This is a genomic window from Kribbella sp. CWNU-51 (genome assembly GCF_054073265.1).
The window spans coordinates 65,714-79,140 of sequence record NZ_JBSXMZ010000027.1 but is presented as its reverse complement, the minus strand read 5'-3'; the positions used below and the strand labels follow the sequence as shown (position 1 = coordinate 79,140).

The window sequence follows — 13,427 nt, the reverse complement described above, 5'->3', positions numbered from 1 at the left end:
AAGTCAGTGAGTGGTCGAGTCAGGACGACCACTGCGGGGGACCACACCCATCATCCTCACTGTGAGTACGCCGCGAGCCGACAAGGGAGATCAGATGAGTATCGCCGAACAGCAGATCGCCACCTCCGTCCTGGTGATCGGCACCGGTGGCGGCGGGCTCCGGGCCGCGATCGAGCTGGCCGAGCAGGGCGTCGAAGTCCTTGCACTCGGCAAGCGGCCACGCTCGGACGCGCACACCTCGCTGGCAGCCGGCGGGATCAACGCGGCGCTCGCCACGATGGACCCGGAGGACACCTGGCAGCAGCACGCCGCCGACACACTGCAGGAGAGCTACCTGCTGGCGAACCCGGTCACGGTCCGGATCGTCACCGAGGGCGCGGCCCGGGGCATCGCCGACCTGGAGAGCTACGGCATGCCGTTCGCCCGCGAGGCGGACGGGCGGATCTCGCAGCGCTTCTTCGGCGCACACACCTACCGCCGGACCGCGTTCGCCGGCGACTACACCGGCCTGGAGATCCAGCGCACGCTGATCAACCGCGCCGTCCAGCTCGGCGTCCCGATCCTCGACACGGTCTACGTCACGCGGATTCTCGTCCGGGACAACGCTGTGTTCGGCGCGTACGGGTTCGACCTGACCACCGGGCGGCGCTACGTCATCCACGCCGACGCGGTCATCCTCGCCGCGGGCGGTCACACCCGGATCTGGCGCCGTACGTCGTCTCGCCGGGACGAGAACACGGGTGACTCGTTCCGCCTCGCCGTCCTGGCCGGCGGCCGGATCCGCGACCCCGAGCTCGTCCAGTTCCACCCGTCCGGCCTGATCGAGCCCGAGAACGCCGCCGGCACGCTGGTCTCCGAAGCCGCCCGCGGCGAAGGCGGCCAGCTCCGCAACGCCCTGGGCGAGCGGTTCATGACGCGGTACGACGCCGAGCGGATGGAACTGTCCACCCGGGACCGGGTCGCGCTCGCCGAGTACACGGAGATCAAGGAAGGCCGCGGTACGCCGAACGGCGGGGTCTGGCTCGACGTGTCACACCTCCCGCGCGAGACGATCATGCGCCGGCTCCCCCGCGTCTATCAGACCCTGCTCGAGCTTCAGATGCTCGACATCACCAAGCAGCCGATCGAGATCGCGCCGACCGCGCACTACTCGATGGGCGGGGTGTGGGTCCGGCCGGAGGACCACGGCACGGGCATCGACGGGCTGTACGCGATCGGCGAGGCGGCGAGTGGCCTGCACGGAGCGAACCGGCTGGGCGGCAACTCACTGATCGAGCTCCTGGTCTTCGGCCGGATCGTGGCCGAGGAGGCGGCGAAGTACTCGATCGGCCGGCAATCCCAGCAGCGATCCGCGGAGGCCGTCGCCGAGGCACGCGCGGAAGTCGATGCCCTCCTGGCGAGCGACGGCCCGGAGAACGTCCGCGCCCTGCAACGGGCGCTCCGCGACACGATGACCGCCCGGGCCGGCGTCGTACGCGATGAGACCGGGCTGCTGGCAGGACTGTCGGAGCTCGCTGACATCGAGGATCGGATGACCCGGATGGGCGTCCATCCCGACATCGCCGGCTTCCAGGACCTGGCCCACGCGTTCGACCTGAAGGCCTCCGCCATGGCCGCCCGCGCCACCCTCGACGCAGCCCTCGAACGCCGCGAATCCCGCGGCTGCCACAACCGCTCCGACTACCCCGACCTCGACGAATCCCTCCAGGTCAACCTCGTCTGGTCAGGCCCCGGATCGATCGAGCACGAGCAGATCCCACCGATCCCCGACGAGTTCCGCACCCTGATGCGCCACGTCTCCTCCGACGGCAAACTGGTCGAGTGACGGGCCTCGAGCTGTTAAGAGGGTGAGGAGCAGCGCGAGTGGGGGCCAGGCGTCGCGGCCGCGGCGGGTCAGGGCGTGGGCTCGCATGCAGGGTTCGGGGTCGCGGAGGCGGCGCAGGGAGATGCCGGTGGTTTTCGGGTAGTCGGCGAACAGCAGGGCGACGCCCAGGCCGGCGGTGATCATCTCCTGGACCAAGCTGAGGCTGTCGGCACGGTGGGTGATGCGTGGTTCGAAGCCGGCCAGGGCGGCGAGCGTGCGGACGACCTGCTCGTCTCCGCTGTCGCGGGAGTTGACGATCCAGTCGCTGTCGGCGAACGCCGCGACCACGTCGGCCGCCGGACCCGTCGTACGCCGGGACCGCGTAGGGACCGCGAGGCTCCAACTGCGCTCCCACAGCGGGGTCACCACCAACGCGGGGTCGTGCGACGCTGGGGCCAGGTTGTAGTCGTAGCTCACCACCAGGTCGACCTGGTCCCGCTCGAGCATGGCCCGCGCCTCGACGGGCTCCTGCTCCTGGATCTCCAGCCGCACCGCCGGGTGACCGGCGGCCAACCGGTGGACGACGGGCAACAGGGTGTCCCGGATGACGGTGTGGAACGCGGCGATGCGGACTGTCCCGGCCGGCTCGGCCGACGGGTCGAGATCGGCCCGCGCCGCCTCGTGCGCGGCCAGGATCTCTACGGCGTGAGCGGCGAGCCGGCGACCGGCCGGGGTGAGCCGGACCCGGCGGCCGTCGGGCTCGAGCAGCGGCGTACCGACCTCCTTGGCCAGTGCGGCGATCTGCTGCGAGACGGTCGAGGTGGTCACGCCGAGGGTCTCGGAGACCGCATGCATCGACCCCTGGCGTGACAGGGCCAGCAACAGCTCGAGGCGGCGTACATCCATGCTGTTATTGTTCAGCAATCCCGAACGATCTGTCCACGATAATCACGTGGACGCGAACGGATTCGCGAGCTTCACTGGATTCATGAGCACGCGTGACAGCCGCACCGGAGTGGCCTTCGCCGTCTTGTCGATGACGATGGTCCAGCTCGGTCTCGCCACCTCCGTCAGCCTCTTCGACCGGGTCGGTCCCGAGGGGGCCGCGTGGTTGCGCCTGGCGTGCGCGGCGCTGATCGTGCTCGTGCTGTTCCGCCCTCGCCCCAGCTCGTTCGACCGCAGCTCGTTCCTGGCTGCGGTTGGTCTCGGTGTCGCGACCGGGGGCGTGACGCTGCTGTTCATGGCCGCGGTTGCGCGGCTTCCGCTTGGCACTGCGAGTGCGCTGGAGTTCCTCGGCCCGCTGACCGTCGCCGTACTGCGCAGTCGCGGCCGGCTCATCTGGCCCGCGCTGGCCTTTGTCGGAGTCATGCTGCTGACCCAGCCGTGGCACGGTTCGGTCGACGGCCTCGGCGTCCTGTTCGCACTCGGCGCGGCCGCCTGCTGGGCGGCGTACATCCTGCTCACCCAGCATGTCGGCGACAACGTCACCGGACTGCAGGGCATGGGCGTGTCCATTCCGGTCGCCGCTGTCGTCGCGACCATCGTCGCCGGTCCGAGCACGATCCCGGTGATGACCTGGCAACTCGTCGCCATCGGGTTCGGCCTGGCGCTGCTGCTGCCGGTGGTGCCGTTCACCCTCGAGTACCTCGCCCTGCGCCGCCTCGACGCCGGGGTCTTCGGCACCCTGATGAGCCTCGAACCAGCCCTCGCCCTGCTCATCGGCTGGATCTTCCTCAGCCAGTCTCCCGGCCTCCTGCAAGCCGTCGGCATCGCCTGCGTCGTCGCCGCCGGCATGGGCGCCGAGCGAGCCCACAGCCGACGCGCAGCCGCTCCGCAGACGGATGAGCCAGCCGGCGTAGTCGACAGCACCCCAGACCTGGACCACACCTCGATCGGCTGACATTTGAGGGGTCAACTCGGCCGGGCGGGCGGGGGGCCGGGCTAGGCTGCGGTTTCGGCGGTGGTGCGGGCCTCCGCGACGGCCTTGCCGCGCGGGGAGTCCGGGAAGCGCTCCAGCAGGGTGCGGACTTCGGCGGCTCCGACGTTGGCGCCGAACATGTCGGTGTGGGGCTCCAGGCGGACGCCTTCCGCGAGCGGGCCGGCGTTGACTGGGTCGAAGCCGAGGGCGTCGACGATCGTCGCGACCTCGGCCGCGTCAGCGGGCTCACCGGCGATCGCGATCGCCTTGCGGTAGGGCGATCCGGAGGGGCGGGCACCTTCCTCCAGGTCGTGGTAGCCCATGTGGTTGAAGGCTTTGACCACGCGCGACTCGGGCAGGAAGTCCTGGACGAGTTCGCTGGACGACGTCCGGGGGTCGGTCAGGTCGTCGCGGATGCCGTCGACCTCCCACCAGTAATTCATCGCGTCGATCACGAGCTTCCCGCGCAAGGCCCCGGCCGGGATCGTGCGGTACTTCCCGAGCGGCAGCGCCAGGATCACCACATCGGCTTCCGCGACCGCCTCGGCCGCGGTGGTCGCGATCGCGCCGGGCGTCACGATCTCGACGATCAGCGCGATCTTCGACACCTCGCCGGACCCCGCGATCAGCACCCGGTAGCCGGCCGCGACCGCGAGCCGCGCGAGCACGGTGCCGACCTTCCCGGCGCCAAGGATGGCGATCGTCATCAGTTCTCCTGTTCGGCCAGAATCTCGCGGACCATCGGGATCACCTTCGCGCCGTACAACTCGACCGTCTTCAGCCGAGCGCTGACCGGCACCGGTCCGGCGGAGTAGATCAGGTCGAACCGACCCACCCCGAGACTCTGGACCGCCGCGGCGATCCGGCGTGCCACGGTCTCCGGCGAACCGACGTACATCGAGCCGTGCTCGACCTCCGAGTCGAACTCCTCCCGGCGGATCGGCGGCCAGCCACGCAGCGCCCCGATCCGGTCCCGCATCACCTTGTACCGCGGGTAGAACACCTCGCGAGCCTCATCATCGGTGTCGGCGATGAAGCCCGGCGAGTGCATCCCGATCTCCTGCGCGGTCGTCCCGAACTGCTCGGCCGCCTTCCGGTACAGATCCAGGTACGGCGCGAACCGGTCCGGCGCACCACCGATGATCGCGAGCATCAGCGGCAGCCCGTAGTACGCCGTACGCACGACGGACTGCGGTGATCCGCCGACCCCGACCCACGTCTTCAGGTGACCGGACTCGGTCTTGGGATAGACGTCGGCGTTGTCGAGAGCGGCCCGGGTCGTGCCCTCCCAGGTGACCGGCTTCTCGTCGAGCAGCCGGCTGAAGAGCTGCAACTTCTCCTCGAAGAGGACGTCGTAGTCGGCCAGGTCGTAGCCGAACAGCGGGAAGGACTCGGTGAACGAGCCGCGCCCGAGGATGACCTCGGCCCGCCCGTTCGACAGCGCGTCCACGGTCGAGAAGCGCTGGAACACCCGGACCGGATCGTCCGAACTCAGCACCGTCACGCCCGACCCGAGCTTGATCCGCTGGGTCAGCGACGCGATCCCGGCCAGCACGGTCTCCGGCGTGGAGATCGAGTACTCCGGCCGGTGGTGCTCGCCGAGCGCGATCGCGTCGACGCCAAGGTCGTCGGCGAGGACCGCCTCCTTGACCACCTGCCGGATCGCCGCCGCGTCCGTGACCGGTGCGCCGTCGTCACCTTCCGGGATGTCCCCGAAGGTGTCGAGTCCGAACACGAGGTCGGCCATGTCCTGCTCCCATCTGTTCGCCACATCAAATACTAGGTTGACATGTCAACACGGCGAGACCCGGGCTGCATTCCCGGACCAGGGAGGCTATAGTCTGAAGCAACCACATGGTTGCAATGCTCGTCACCACCGGAGGACCCGTGGGCTTTCCCGATCGCACCGAGCGCCTGGTCGCGCCCGAGGCCGAGGCGATCGCGGAACACGTCTTCGTCGCCCTCGCCGATCCGAGCCGGCGCAACATCCTGGCGGCGCTCGCCGCCGGCGGCCCGGCCACGGCCACCGATCTGGCCGAGCGGCTGCCGATCACCCGCCAGGCGATCGCGAAGCATCTCACCCTGCTGTCCGAGGCCGGTCTGGTGACAGCCGAACACGGCGAGCGCCGCCGCGTCCGCTATCGCCTCCGCTCGGCGCCGATGCAGGTCGCCCAGCAGTTCCTCGCCGCGATGGCCCGCGACTGGGACAGCAACCTCGACGCGCTACGCACCCACCTCGACAGCTGACCTCACACCCAGTGCCGGAGCTTGTCCGGGTTCAGCACGATCCAGACCGCCGCGACCTTCGGACCCGTGACACTCAGACTCACCACGGCCACGACCTGCCCGGCCCTGCGCAGTACGACGCCGGCCTGGCCGTTGACCGCTTCGACGCTCAGCGCCGTACCAGGCTCAGCACTCAGCAACTCGGTGATGCAGTGAGCGACCGCATCGGCGCCCCGCACCGGGCTCAGCGCGGCCGTGACCTGCCCGCCGCCGTCGCTCACTACGACTGCCTCCGCTGCGAGCAGGCTCCGGATCGCACCGATGTTGCCCGCGCCGCAGGCCGTCGCGAACCGTCGGACGACCGCCTCGTCTGCCCGCCTCGGTCGGAAGCTCACATCTCCTCCAACAGGGTCAGGCGGGTACGGCGGTGAGCTTCGCGGGGTTCATCATCCACAGCACCTGGTCGATCCCGTCGTCCGACGCGGTGACCGTGAGTACGGCGAACACCTCGCCATCGCGTTGCAGCATCGCGATCGACCGGCCGTTCGCCGTACCGAACTCCACGTCGACGCCGGCCCAGAAGCGCGTGGCGAACGCCCGGTGGTACTTCGCCACCCGCGGCGCACCGACGACCGGGAAGCGCGACGCCCGGGCCGCGCCGCCGCCGTCGGAGTAGCTGATCGCGTCCTTGGCCAGCAACCGTTCGAGCGCCGCGAGATCACCCGACCGCGCCGCGTTGACGAACGCCGTGAGCAACGTCCGCTGCTGATTGCCAGTGATCTCGGTACGGCGTTCGGCCCGGATCCGCTTGCGGGCCCGGCTGACGAGCTGCCGCACTGCCGGCTCGGTCGACTGCAGGATGGCGGCGAGCTCGTCGTACGGATAGTCGAACGCCTCGCGCAGGATGTACGCCGCCCGCTCGGTCGGCGAGAGTCGTTCGAGCACGAGCAGGACCGCGAAGCTCAACGCCTCCCCGCGCTCGGCCCCCAGCGTCGGGTCGGCACTGGTGTCGACCGGCTCGGGCAGCCAGGGGCCGATGTAGGTCTCGCGCCGGGCCCGCGCGGACTGGCTCGCGTTGATCGCGAGCCTGGTCACGGCGGTCGACAGATAGGCGACCGGGCTGACCACCGCACTGCGATCGGCGGCCTGCCAGCGCAGCCAGACCTCCTGCACCAGGTCCTCGGCCTCGCTGTGACTGCCCAGCATCCGGTACGCGATCCCCATCAGGCGCGGACGCACCTCGTTGAAGACCGCGACCGCCTCGTCAAGGTCGTCCGCCATCTGCACCACCCGTCTGTCAACTCGAGGATAGGGTCGAGCCGGGATCGCGCCGGTGATCGCCCTCGAGCGCTTCGATCGCGCCGCGCAGGCTGCGCAGGTCGACCTCCTCCTCCTGAACCTCGGCCGGATCGGACTGCCACTGGCCGGGCGGACCGGGGTCGTTCTCGTCCACACCGCTGGCGGCGATCAGCTCGAGATCGGCGTCGACTTCGACCTCGAGACCGCGCAGCACCGGGTCGTCCTGGCTGTCGCTCATTTCGGCTGCGCCGCGTACCACGCGTCGTAGTGCAGCTCGCCGAGGGTGGCCTCGCCGATCGGCACCAGGCTGCGCTCGGTCAGCTCCGACCCGAAGTACCGGGCGTGCTCGTCGGTGACGACCTCGCGGGTGTCGCCACGCGCGGCCAGCGCCTTGCGGAAGAACTCGTCCATCCGGTACTCGTCCGGACCGGCGATGTCGATCCGGGTGTTCAGCGGCGCACCGATCGCGGTCCGGGCGAGGATCGCGGCGACGTCCTCGGCCGCGATCGGCTGCCACGCGACCGGCGCGATGTGGACCTTGCCGTCGTCCCAGGTGCCCTCGTCCGCGATCGCGGCGACGAACTCCATGAACTGGGTCGAGTGCACCAGCGAGTACGGGAGGCCGGAGGCCTTGATCAGCTCTTCCTGGGCAATCTTGGCGGCGAAGTAGGCGTTGTCCGGCATCCGCTCGGTGCCGACGATCGAGATCCCGACGTGGTGCCGGACGCCGGCCTCAGCCTCCGCCTTCAGCACGTTCCCGGTGGAGGTCCTGAAGAACTCCATCACCGGACCGGCCTCGAACGACGGCGAGTTGGCCACGTCGATCACCACGTCCACGCCCTGCAGGACGTCGGCCAGGCCCTCGCCGGTCAGCGTGTTCACGCCGGTGCTCGGCGCGGCCGGCACCGCCTCGTGCCCGTGCTCGGTCAGCTTCGTCACCAGCTTCGATCCGATCAGGCCGGTGCCGCCGATCACGACGATCTTCATCGCAGAACCCTTTCGTTACCGACGGCATCCCTTGCCGCCCGGTTACCTGGTAAGACAGGGCACACTGCGGGCTTGTGACAGCCACCCGCGGAGACCCCGGTCACAACCGGCAACGCTGTCCTGTCTGCAGAAGTGGACAGTCCGAAACCACCCCGAGGGGGACCACTGTGCCCGACGCCGAGCCTGCTCCCGGACCGGCCGCCGAACCGGCCGCCGGTCCCGCCAGGATGCGGATCCGGGTCCGGATGACCGCGCGGCCGATCGACGAGCCGCACCGGGTCTCCAGCCAGCTCGAGCTGCTGTTCGACCTGACCTTCGTGGTCGCGGTCGCGGCGGCCACCGACCAGTTCGCGCACACCATCGCCGAGGGTCACGCCGGCGACGGGGTGATCCCGTTCCTGCAGGTATTCTTCGCGATCTGGTGGGCGTGGATGAACTTCACCTGGTTCGCGTCGTCGTACGACACCGACGACGTCGCCTACCGGCTGCTGACCATGGTCCAGATGGCCGGCGTCCTGGTCCTCGCCGCCGGCGTCCCTGCGGCCGCCGATCATGGGGACTACCTCCTCATCACCGTTGGCTACTTGATCATGCGGGTCGGGCTGATCACCCAATGGCTGCGGGCTGGCATCGAGGATCCGCCCCGCCGTCGTACGGCGTTCCGCTACGCCATCGGGATCGGAGCCCTGCAGATCGGCTGGTTCGGGCGCCTCTACCTGGCCGGCACCGGCGCAGTGTCGGACACTGCTCTGGTCGTCCTGTTCGTCGTCCTGGCGATCCTCGAGCTTTGCGTTCCCCTCTGGGCCGAGCGGCCCCGGTCGACCACGTGGCACCCCCATCACATCGCGGAGCGGTACGGCCTGTTCACGATCATCCTGCTCGGCGAGGCGGTCCTGGCGTCGTCGAACGCCGTACGACGTGCCGTCGAGGAGACCGTCGGCAGCGCTGACCTGATCCTGGTCGCGGCCTGTGGCCTGGTGATCCTGTTCGCCCTGTGGTGGTTGTACTTCCTGCACCCGGCCGGTCCACGGCTGGAGGACCGGCGGAGCCGCTCGTACCGGTGGGGCTACGGCCACTACGGAATCTTCGCCGCGCTGGCCGCCCTCGGGGCCGGCCTCGAGGTCAGCGTCGAACAGACCGGGCACGACCTGCACCTGACGCCGACCGCCGTGAGCTACGCCGTGGCGATTCCGATCGCCGCCTTCGTCGGCCTGCTGTGGGCTGTACACCGGGCCATCTCGGAACCGTCGCGGTTCGATCTGGGCTCCGCGCTCGCCGGTATCGCGGTCGTCCTGCTGCTCCCCCTCGCAACTCCGTGGATCGGCGTGGAGGCCGACCTCGCACTGCTGGCGGTGACCTGCGTGCTGCTGGTCTGCGTCGCCTCGTGGAACGAGAGCGTCAAGCAGTAAGACCCGACAGCGTCGCCAGCGTGGATCGGATCACGTCCGCCAGGCCGACGCCGTCCGGCTCGGCGATCCAGCGCTCGAACGCGACCCGGAAGACCGCGACTCCGGTCTCGGCCGCCAACGCCGCGACGTCCTCGCCGGCACCCCGTTTGCGCAGCGCCTCGGTGAACGCCGCGGTGAGCGAGGCCAGCTTGATCAGCTCGCGCTCGCGAAGCTCGGGGGTCGCGGCGATGACGGCCTGCCGCCGGCTGGAGTAGTCCCGGCGGAGATCGTCGAAGAAGTCGGCGGACGACAGTACGGCGGCCGCGACGGCCTCCATCGGAGTCGCCGACTCCGGTGCCGCGACCAACGCCTCGACCATGTGTCGCTCGAGCTCCTCCGAGCCGGCGAACAGTACCTCGCGCTTGTCCGCGAAATGCCGGAAGAAGGTCCGCGCGGTCACCCCGGCCCGGTCCGCGATCTCGGCGACGGTGGTGCGGTCGTAGCCGCGCTCGGCGTACAACGCCATCGCCGCCTCCCGCAGCCGGCCCGCCGCGCCTGGCTCCCACCGTCCCATGGGACCCGATCCTAGCTGATGTCATTGACTGACATCACTAGTCGTAGCATAGTGATGTCACTGACTGACATCACTGAAGGGAACAGCATCATGCGCGTGTTCATCACCGGAGCCTCCGGACATGTCGGCTCCGCCCTCGTCCCGGAACTCCGGCAGCACGGCCACTCGGTCGTCGGCCTGGCCCGCTCCGACGCCTCCGCCGCCCGCCTCACCGAGTGGGGCGCCGAGTTCGTCCGCGGCGACCTGGACGACCTCGATGGTCTGCGCGCCGCGGCCGAGGCCGCCGACGGCGTCATCCACCTCGCCTTCCGGCACGACGCCATGATGACCGGAGATCTGTCCGCCGCAGCCGAGACCGATCTGGCCGCGGCGCGAGCGATCGTCGACGCCCTGGCCGGCACGGACAAGCCGTTCGTGGGCACATCGGGCACCGGGCTCCTCGGCCGCGCCGGACTGGACCGCCCCGGCACCGAGGCCGACACCATGCCCGGCGGCTACCGCATCGACACGGAGAACTTCGTCATCGACGCGGCCGCCAAGGGGATCCGGACCTCGGTCGTGCGGCTGCCACCGATCACCCACAGCACCCTCGACCACCACGGCTTCGCGCCGGCCTTCATCACCTTCGCCCGCCGGAACGGATTCTCGGCGTACGTCGGCGACGGCACCAACCGCTGGCCGTCGGTCCACACCACCGACGCCGCCCGGCTCTACCGGCTCGCGCTCGAGTCCGCCCCGGCCGGCGCCCGGCTGCACGCCGTCGCCGACGAGGGCATCGAGGTCCGCCGGATCGCCGAGGCGATCGGACGGGGCCTCGATCTACCCGCCCGGTCGGTCACGCCGGAGCAGGCGCCCGAGTACATCGGCTTCCTGGCGCCGTTCGCCGGCATCGACAACCCGACGTCCGCCGCCCGGACCAGCGACCTGCTCGACTGGCACCCGACGTACCCGGGCCTGCTCGAGGAACTGGCCGAGGACTTCTACTACCAGACCGCCTGACAGCACATGGTGATGAGGTTCGCGGCGGTCCGGTGACAGGCCCGACCGCCGGAACGCGAGGTTGCAGTAACTGGGACCAGAGCACTCAGGTGTCCTCGACGGTACCTCTGGATGGTCTGGTGATCGGGTTTGCGGTAATAAATGTGCAGTGAGTGGCAGCAATGTTCCACAAAGCGGCGGGCTTCGTGGCTGGACGGCTTCCTGGCTGGGCGGCTAAACCTTCAGGACCGGGGCGATCGTCTTGGTGCGCGATCCTTCGTAGGCGGCCAGGAGGATGCCGAGTACGGCGATGCCCTCGTCCTCGGTGTGGATCGGCCGGGTCTTGCCGAGCAGCGAGTCCGCGAAGTGCCCGATCTCCGCGACGAAGGTGTCGACCGGCTCCAGCTCGAACGTCTTGCTCTCACCGGACCGGAGCCGGTAGGACAGCGTCGTACCGTCGCTGGTCAGTGAGCCGAGCTCCCCGACCGCCGAGAACCGCTCGGTCGAGGCAGCCGGCTGATACGCCCAGCTGGTCACCATCTGTCCGACGACACCGTTGTCGAACCTGATCAGAACCTGCGCGGAGTCCTCGCCCTCCATGAACTTCAACCGGTGCGTGGAAAGCATCGCGGTGGCCTCGACCGGCAGCCCGCCGGCGAGGTGCAGCATCAGATAGGTGGGGTGGTACCCGGTGTCGATGAGCTCGCCACCACCACTTGTCTTGGCGCTCGCCCGCCAGCCCATCGAGCTCGGGTCGAAGTTGTTGAAGAAGCTGTCGGTGGTCCGCACCTCGTAGACCGTGCCGATGGTCCCGGCGTCCAGCAACTCCTTCGCCTTGGCCACGGTCGGCATGAACAGCTGGTTGTGCGCGCACATCAGCGTCACGCCGGCTTTGGTGACCGCCTTACGCACGTCCGCGGCTTCCTCCGCGCTGAGGCAGAGCGGCTTCTCACACAGGATGTGCTTGCCGGCATCGGCGGCCGCGACGATCGCATCCTTGTGCAGGTGATGTGGCAAGCAGATGTCGACCGCGTCCAGTTCCTCGGTCGCCAGCAGCTGCCGATAATCCGTGTACGGCGTCGCACCCAACTCCTCGCCGCGAGCGGCAGCGGTCTGCTCGACTGCGTCCGCGACCGCGGTGATACCGATCTTGCCGGCGTGCGCTCGGTACCCCTTGATGTGGGCGGACGCGATCCCACCGCCGCCGATGAGCCCAACCTTGATCATCAGAGTCTCCTCAGCTGTAGGCGATGGACGTGCCCTGGTCAGCGGCCTCGTTCGCGGCCACGACCAACCTGGTCAGCTCGAGCGCGCGTTCGATGTTCTCGTCCGCGCGGGTGCCGTTGTTGATGTGGTCGACCCACTGCGCGAACGCATCCTGGCCGTGGTCGGGCACCGGCACCTGCTCGCCGTTCACCGTCAGGACATTTCCGTCGTCGGTGTAGCTGAGCGTGCCCTCGGTCCCGAAGAGCTCGATCGTGAACGGGTTCCGGCTGGCGAAGCCTGCCTCGATCACGCCGATCTTCTGGTCGGCGTACCCGACGACCACGACAGCGTTGTCTTCCAGGCCGCGTTCGGCGATCGACCGGTACGTCGCACTCACCGTGTCCGGCTGCGCGCCGAGGAACAGCTGGGTCAGGTACACCGGGTGACAGCCGAGGTCGGTCAGCGCGCCGCCGATCGCGGTCTTCGGCTCGAAGAACCGCTGCGGCAACCAGCCGGCGACACCGTCGCGCGGAATCGCACCGTCATGCGAGAGCCTGACCCGGCCGTAGGTCAGCGTCCCCAGCTGCCCGCTGTCGATCACCTCCGTGATCGCCTGGGTGTAGCCGTGGTAGAGCCGCGGCAGCGAGACGATCAGCTTCACGCCGGCGGCATCGGTCGCCGCGATGATCTCCTCGGCCTCGGCCACGGTCGGCGCGAGCACCTTCTCGGTGAAGATGTGCTTCCCGGCCTGGGCCACCTTCAGCATCACGTTGCGATGCTCGTTGGTCGGAGTAGTGATCGCGACACCGTCGAGGTCGTCACGGGCGAGCAGCGCATCGAGGTCGCCGGCGAACTCCACGCCGAACTGGTCGGCCGCGTCCTGGCCGCGCTCGGCGTCGTCGTCCCAGACGGCCACCAGATCCGTCCCCGGATGGTGTTGGGCCTGCCTGGAGTAGTCGCCCGCGTGCACATGCCAGAAGCTCAGGGTCGCGATCTTGAGCGGTTTGGACACCATGGTCCTCCTCATTCGGGAACGTTTCGAACCGA

Annotated in this window: 14 protein-coding genes and 1 pseudogene; 5 read left to right on the top strand and 10 right to left on the bottom strand. The window is 69.4% G+C overall.

Features of this window, described 5'->3' with window-relative positions; all coding sequences use genetic code 11:
* The first annotated feature begins 94 nt into the window (after positions 1-94).
* A complete protein-coding gene (locus ACXC9Q_RS28280; RefSeq protein WP_457059664.1) occupies positions 95-1,825 on the top strand; it encodes an L-aspartate oxidase in 1,731 nt (576 codons plus the stop codon).
* On the opposite strand, the gene ACXC9Q_RS28275 is transcribed toward ACXC9Q_RS28280, so the two are convergent.
* Complete coding sequence (locus tag ACXC9Q_RS28275; RefSeq protein ID WP_457059663.1) at positions 1,724-2,710, bottom strand: LysR family transcriptional regulator; 987 nt, start codon at positions 2,708-2,710, stop codon at positions 1,724-1,726. The genes ACXC9Q_RS28280 and ACXC9Q_RS28275 overlap by 102 nt on opposite strands.
* Positions 2,711-2,792: 82 nt before the next feature.
* On the opposite strand from ACXC9Q_RS28275, the gene ACXC9Q_RS28270 reads away from it, so the two are divergent.
* Positions 2,793-3,704 (top strand): EamA family transporter, encoded by a 912-nt coding sequence (locus ACXC9Q_RS28270; protein WP_457059662.1) that lies wholly within the window; start codon positions 2,793-2,795, stop codon positions 3,702-3,704.
* Between the two features lie 41 nt (positions 3,705-3,745).
* On the opposite strand, the pseudogene ACXC9Q_RS28265 reads toward ACXC9Q_RS28270, so the two are convergent.
* Positions 3,746-4,477, bottom strand: a pseudogene (locus ACXC9Q_RS28265) (NADPH-dependent F420 reductase); the annotation flags it as partial.
* Positions 4,429-5,469: an LLM class flavin-dependent oxidoreductase gene (locus tag ACXC9Q_RS28260; protein ID WP_457059661.1), complete on the bottom strand. Its 1,041-nt coding sequence runs from the start codon at positions 5,467-5,469 to the stop codon at positions 4,429-4,431. The pseudogene ACXC9Q_RS28265 and the gene ACXC9Q_RS28260, both read right to left, overlap by 49 nt.
* Before the next feature lie 140 nt (positions 5,470-5,609).
* On the opposite strand from ACXC9Q_RS28260, the gene ACXC9Q_RS28255 reads away from it, so the two are divergent.
* Positions 5,610-5,969 carry a metalloregulator ArsR/SmtB family transcription factor gene (locus ACXC9Q_RS28255; RefSeq protein WP_457059660.1) on the top strand — a complete coding sequence of 120 codons (360 nt, stop codon included), beginning with the start codon at positions 5,610-5,612 and terminating at the stop codon, positions 5,967-5,969.
* Between the two features lie 2 nt (positions 5,970-5,971).
* Here ACXC9Q_RS28255 and ACXC9Q_RS28250 read toward each other — a convergent pair whose 3' ends face one another.
* The 4 genes from ACXC9Q_RS28250 to ACXC9Q_RS28235 are packed head-to-tail and all read right to left on the bottom strand — an operon-like array spanning position 5,972 to position 8,234.
* Positions 5,972-6,343 (bottom strand): hypothetical protein, encoded by a 372-nt coding sequence (locus ACXC9Q_RS28250; RefSeq protein WP_457059659.1) that lies wholly within the window; start codon positions 6,341-6,343, stop codon positions 5,972-5,974.
* A 16-nt stretch (positions 6,344-6,359) separates the two neighbouring features.
* On the bottom strand, positions 6,360-7,229 hold the full coding sequence (locus tag ACXC9Q_RS28245) for an RNA polymerase sigma-70 factor (protein ID WP_457059658.1): 870 nt from the start codon (positions 7,227-7,229) through the stop codon (positions 6,360-6,362).
* 16 nt (positions 7,230-7,245) lie between these two features.
* Positions 7,246-7,485 carry a hypothetical protein gene (locus tag ACXC9Q_RS28240; RefSeq protein WP_457059657.1) on the bottom strand — a complete coding sequence of 80 codons (240 nt, stop codon included), beginning with the start codon at positions 7,483-7,485 and terminating at the stop codon, positions 7,246-7,248.
* A complete protein-coding gene (locus ACXC9Q_RS28235; RefSeq protein ID WP_457059656.1) occupies positions 7,482-8,234 on the bottom strand; it encodes an SDR family oxidoreductase in 753 nt (250 codons plus the stop codon). The genes ACXC9Q_RS28240 and ACXC9Q_RS28235 overlap by 4 nt, the downstream gene beginning before the upstream one ends.
* 167 nt (positions 8,235-8,401) lie before the next feature.
* On the opposite strand from ACXC9Q_RS28235, the gene ACXC9Q_RS28230 reads away from it, so the two are divergent.
* On the top strand, positions 8,402-9,643 hold the full coding sequence (locus ACXC9Q_RS28230) for a low temperature requirement protein A (RefSeq protein ID WP_457059655.1): 1,242 nt from the start codon (positions 8,402-8,404) through the stop codon (positions 9,641-9,643).
* Here ACXC9Q_RS28230 and ACXC9Q_RS28225 read toward each other — a convergent pair.
* A complete protein-coding gene (locus ACXC9Q_RS28225; protein WP_329476418.1) occupies positions 9,633-10,196 on the bottom strand; it encodes a TetR/AcrR family transcriptional regulator in 564 nt (187 codons plus the stop codon). The two genes, ACXC9Q_RS28230 and ACXC9Q_RS28225, sit on opposite strands and share 11 nt — an antisense overlap.
* A gap of 54 nt (positions 10,197-10,250) precedes the next feature.
* Here ACXC9Q_RS28225 and ACXC9Q_RS28220 point away from each other — a divergent pair, with 54 nt between their 5' ends.
* Positions 10,251-11,195, top strand: a complete 945-nt coding sequence (locus ACXC9Q_RS28220; RefSeq protein WP_457059654.1) for an SDR family oxidoreductase — start codon at positions 10,251-10,253, stop codon at positions 11,193-11,195.
* Between the two features lie 213 nt (positions 11,196-11,408).
* On the opposite strand, the gene ACXC9Q_RS28215 is transcribed toward ACXC9Q_RS28220, so the two are convergent.
* A complete protein-coding gene (locus tag ACXC9Q_RS28215; protein ID WP_457059653.1) occupies positions 11,409-12,401 on the bottom strand; it encodes a Gfo/Idh/MocA family protein in 993 nt (330 codons plus the stop codon).
* A 10-nt stretch (positions 12,402-12,411) separates the two neighbouring features.
* Positions 12,412-13,395: a Gfo/Idh/MocA family protein gene (locus tag ACXC9Q_RS28210; RefSeq protein ID WP_457059652.1), complete on the bottom strand. Its 984-nt coding sequence runs from the start codon at positions 13,393-13,395 to the stop codon at positions 12,412-12,414.
* Positions 13,396-13,427: the final 32 nt, after the last annotated feature.

What these genes read in the sequence shown, in the direction of transcription:
- ACXC9Q_RS28225 (WP_329476418.1), bottom strand. Translation starts at nt 10,196, where the DNA reads ATGGGACGGTGGGAGCCAGGCGCGGCGGGCCGGCTGCGGGAGGCGGCG.
- ACXC9Q_RS28260 (WP_457059661.1), bottom strand. Translation starts at nt 5,469, where the DNA reads ATGGCCGACCTCGTGTTCGGACTCGACACCTTCGGGGACATCCCGGAA.
- ACXC9Q_RS28210 (WP_457059652.1), bottom strand. Translation starts at nt 13,395, where the DNA reads ATGGTGTCCAAACCGCTCAAGATCGCGACCCTGAGCTTCTGGCATGTG.
- ACXC9Q_RS28280 (WP_457059664.1), top strand. Translation starts at nt 95, where the DNA reads ATGAGTATCGCCGAACAGCAGATCGCCACCTCCGTCCTGGTGATCGGC.
- ACXC9Q_RS28235 (WP_457059656.1), bottom strand. Translation starts at nt 8,234, where the DNA reads ATGAAGATCGTCGTGATCGGCGGCACCGGCCTGATCGGATCGAAGCTG.
- ACXC9Q_RS28215 (WP_457059653.1), bottom strand. Translation starts at nt 12,401, where the DNA reads ATGATCAAGGTTGGGCTCATCGGCGGCGGTGGGATCGCGTCCGCCCAC.
- ACXC9Q_RS28240 (WP_457059657.1), bottom strand. Translation starts at nt 7,485, where the DNA reads ATGAGCGACAGCCAGGACGACCCGGTGCTGCGCGGTCTCGAGGTCGAA.
- ACXC9Q_RS28275 (WP_457059663.1), bottom strand. Translation starts at nt 2,710, where the DNA reads ATGGATGTACGCCGCCTCGAGCTGTTGCTGGCCCTGTCACGCCAGGGG.
- ACXC9Q_RS28270 (WP_457059662.1), top strand. Translation starts at nt 2,793, where the DNA reads ATGAGCACGCGTGACAGCCGCACCGGAGTGGCCTTCGCCGTCTTGTCG.
- ACXC9Q_RS28245 (WP_457059658.1), bottom strand. Translation starts at nt 7,229, where the DNA reads ATGGCGGACGACCTTGACGAGGCGGTCGCGGTCTTCAACGAGGTGCGT.
- ACXC9Q_RS28220 (WP_457059654.1), top strand. Translation starts at nt 10,251, where the DNA reads ATGTCACTGACTGACATCACTGAAGGGAACAGCATCATGCGCGTGTTC.